Origin of the sequence: Candidatus Cardinium sp. cByotN1, assembly GCF_022810525.1 — a bacterium.
Classification (GTDB): Bacteria; Bacteroidota; Bacteroidia; order Cytophagales; family Amoebophilaceae; genus Cardinium.
The window spans coordinates 1-2,735 of the sequence record NZ_JAACGG010000085.1 but is presented as its reverse complement, the minus strand read 5'-3'; the positions used below and the strand labels follow the sequence as shown (position 1 = coordinate 2,735).

At 37.3% G+C, this 2,735-nt stretch carries 3 protein-coding genes; all 3 read left to right on the top strand.

The annotated features are described in order from the left end of the window. Nucleotides 1-279: 279 nt before the first annotated feature. The 3 genes from rpmI (at nucleotide 280) to prfA (ending at nucleotide 2,243) form a co-directional block, all read left to right on the top strand. Complete coding sequence (gene rpmI, locus MUW73_RS02525; RefSeq protein WP_243575222.1) at nucleotides 280-480, top strand: 50S ribosomal protein L35; 201 nt, start codon at nucleotides 280-282, stop codon at nucleotides 478-480. Between the two features lie 282 nt (nucleotides 481-762). Beyond that, the gene (gene rplT / locus MUW73_RS02520; protein ID WP_243018508.1) at nucleotides 763-1,107 is read left to right on the top strand and encodes a 50S ribosomal protein L20; all 345 of its coding nucleotides are present in this window, start codon (nucleotides 763-765) and stop codon (nucleotides 1,105-1,107) included. Between the two features lie 56 nt (nucleotides 1,108-1,163). After that, complete coding sequence (gene prfA, locus MUW73_RS02515; RefSeq protein ID WP_243018506.1) at nucleotides 1,164-2,243, top strand: peptide chain release factor 1; 1,080 nt, start codon at nucleotides 1,164-1,166, stop codon at nucleotides 2,241-2,243. Nucleotides 2,244-2,735 lie beyond the last annotated feature (492 nt).

The window sequence follows — 2,735 nt, the reverse complement described above, 5'->3', positions numbered from 1 at the left end:
CTGCGCTTTCTGATCGCACTTTTTTCAAAAGGCGCGTTTTTTTTCTAGAATAAGCCATAGTGGTGAACGGAAACAGGTATTTTACTATTTTCTGAAGATTTTTTAGTATATTCAGTGTTTATATAGAGCTTTTTTTTCTAATAGCTGGAACAATTCAGCTGTATTCCTACAGCAAAGAGTTCTTAATACAATAGTACAATTTATTTACTACTTTTGCTGTTAAGCAAAAACAGCCTTTTCTTTAGTTAAAAACATTATACTTTCGTTATAAACAAATATATGCCAAAAGTTAAAACACATTCTGGTTCAAAAAAAAGATTCCAAGTAACGGGTACAGGCAAAATTAAGCGGAAACATGCTTTTAAAAACCATTGTTTAGCAAAAAAAATTAAAAGCACAAAGCAAAAAAGGCATCTTACCCACACTACACTGGTACATGAAACCAATGCACCAACTATTCGAAAACTATTAGCGATGTAAATAGACCATCAACTGTATGCATTCAAGGCTATGGCAGTTCTAAAGCACCCCTTGTAAAATAGTTGCGCTCAAAAAGTGACCGTTTCAACTGAAATAAAAAAACAGTTAAAAAAACGCTAAAGAGCAGATTTTGTTTTTCCAGTTGTAACAATCACTATCCGCAATTTTTTACCCAGGGATTGATTTTTTATCCGTTTTTTTATCAAGAAAAAAGTGAAATAAAAAAGCCTTGTTTATGAATCTCGTTAATAGATACTATCAACTTATAAATTACAAGAAAACATGCCAAGATCAGTTAATTCCGTAGCATCAAAAGCACGTAAAAAGCGGGTATTAAAATTAGCAAAAGGTTATTGGGGCAAAAGAAAAAATGTTTGGACAGTAGCTAAGAATGCTGTTGAAAAAGGCCTCTTGTATGCTTATAGAGACCGGAAAACAAAAAAAAGAACCATAAGGGCCTTGTGGATACAACGTATCAATGCAGCAGCTCGCCTCCATGGCATGGCTTATGCTCAGTTTATGGGTAAGCTCAAGCAAAGCAATATGGATATGGATAGAAAAACACTAGCTGATCTGGCTATGAACCATCCAAGCGCTTTTGAGGCTATTATACAAAAAGTAGCTTAGATTTTCGTGATTCATCTCCACACGGTTCAATAGATAAGCCAGGGAAAAGGAGTAATATGATTGAAAAATTAAAATCTATCAAAGAACGGTTTCAAGAAGTAGAAGCAGCTATTTATCAACCAGAGGCCTTAAATGATATGAAGGCCTATGCAGCACTGAATAAGGAATATAGAAAGCTATCTAAAATTGTTAATTTATATAATGAGTATGAACTCATATTAGAAAATATAAAAGAGGCAAAAGAGATATTAAATCTTGAAAAAGAAGAAGCTTTTCGTGATATTGCTAAACAAGAGTTAGGATCTGCCTTAGATAAAAAATCCAACCTAGAAACACAGCTACGTGATGCCCTTACGCCAAGTGATCCCAATGACAGCAGAAACATTGTTCTAGAAATCCGAGCCGGTATTGGTGGAGATGAAGCCGCTATTTTTACGGGAGATCTTTTTCGTATGTATAAGCGTTTTGCAGAAAAGATGAAATGGGATTTTTCTACTGTATATACAATAGAAGGAACTGCTGGTGGATGGAAAGAAATTGTCTGTACCATAGCGGGCGAAGATGTATATGGGCTTATGAAATATGAATCTGGCGTACACCGTGTCCAAAGAGTGCCTACTACTGAAACACAAGGCCGTATCCATACTTCAGCCGCTAGCGTAGTCGTATTACCAGAAGCAGGGGATGTGGAAATCAACTTAGATTTAAATGACGTACGCAAAGATACTTTTTGCTCTTCCGGTCCAGGTGGCCAGTCCGTAAATACTACCTATTCAGCCGTACGCCTAACCCACATTCCCACTGGACTGGTGGTATCCTGTCAAGATGGGAAATCACAAATTAAAAATTATGAAAAAGCCTTAAAGGTATTACGCTCCCGTCTTTATGATATGGAAGTTAAAAAACAACAAGAGGCGATTGGTATAGAACGCAGATCTATGGTCAAACGGGGAGACAGAGGAGATAAAATCAGAACCTATAACTTTCCTCATGCTCGTGCAACAGACCATCGGATTGGCTATACCGAACATAATTTAGCTGCCATATTAGATGGTGCCATATTAGATATGATCAAGGCATTACGTGTGGCAGATAATGCAGAAAAATTACAGGCAGGTAACGAAGGTAGCCTGTAACCCATAGAGAAAGTAACCGTTTAGCCAATGACGTCAACTTAATTGGTATATTTTATAGCTTTTATTTGTATCTGTTCACCCAATGGCGTCAACTTAAGATATATATTTAATTGATTACTAGATACAATGATATATAAAAACGCCCCTTGTAAAAAGCTGCGATCAGAAAGCTCAGCTTATAGATGAAAACAAAAACAGTTTTGTTTGAAGCCCGCGCAGCGGGCGAGTTCTGTTTTTCCTGCTGTAAGCTGAGCTTTCAGCGTTTCCGTTCACCACTATGGCTTATGCTAGAAAAAAAACGCGCCCTTTGAAAAAATGTATCCGTTCACCACTGTGGCAGAAATTTGCTTTTCGGCCTGTTTCAGGCGTGATTTGTTTCCGTTCACCACTATGGCTTATGCTAGAAAAAAAAACGCGCCCTTTGAAAAAAGTGGCTGAAAGCGGAGTTTACAGATGAAAAGAAAAACAGTTGCCGGGAGGGATTGCAGGTAG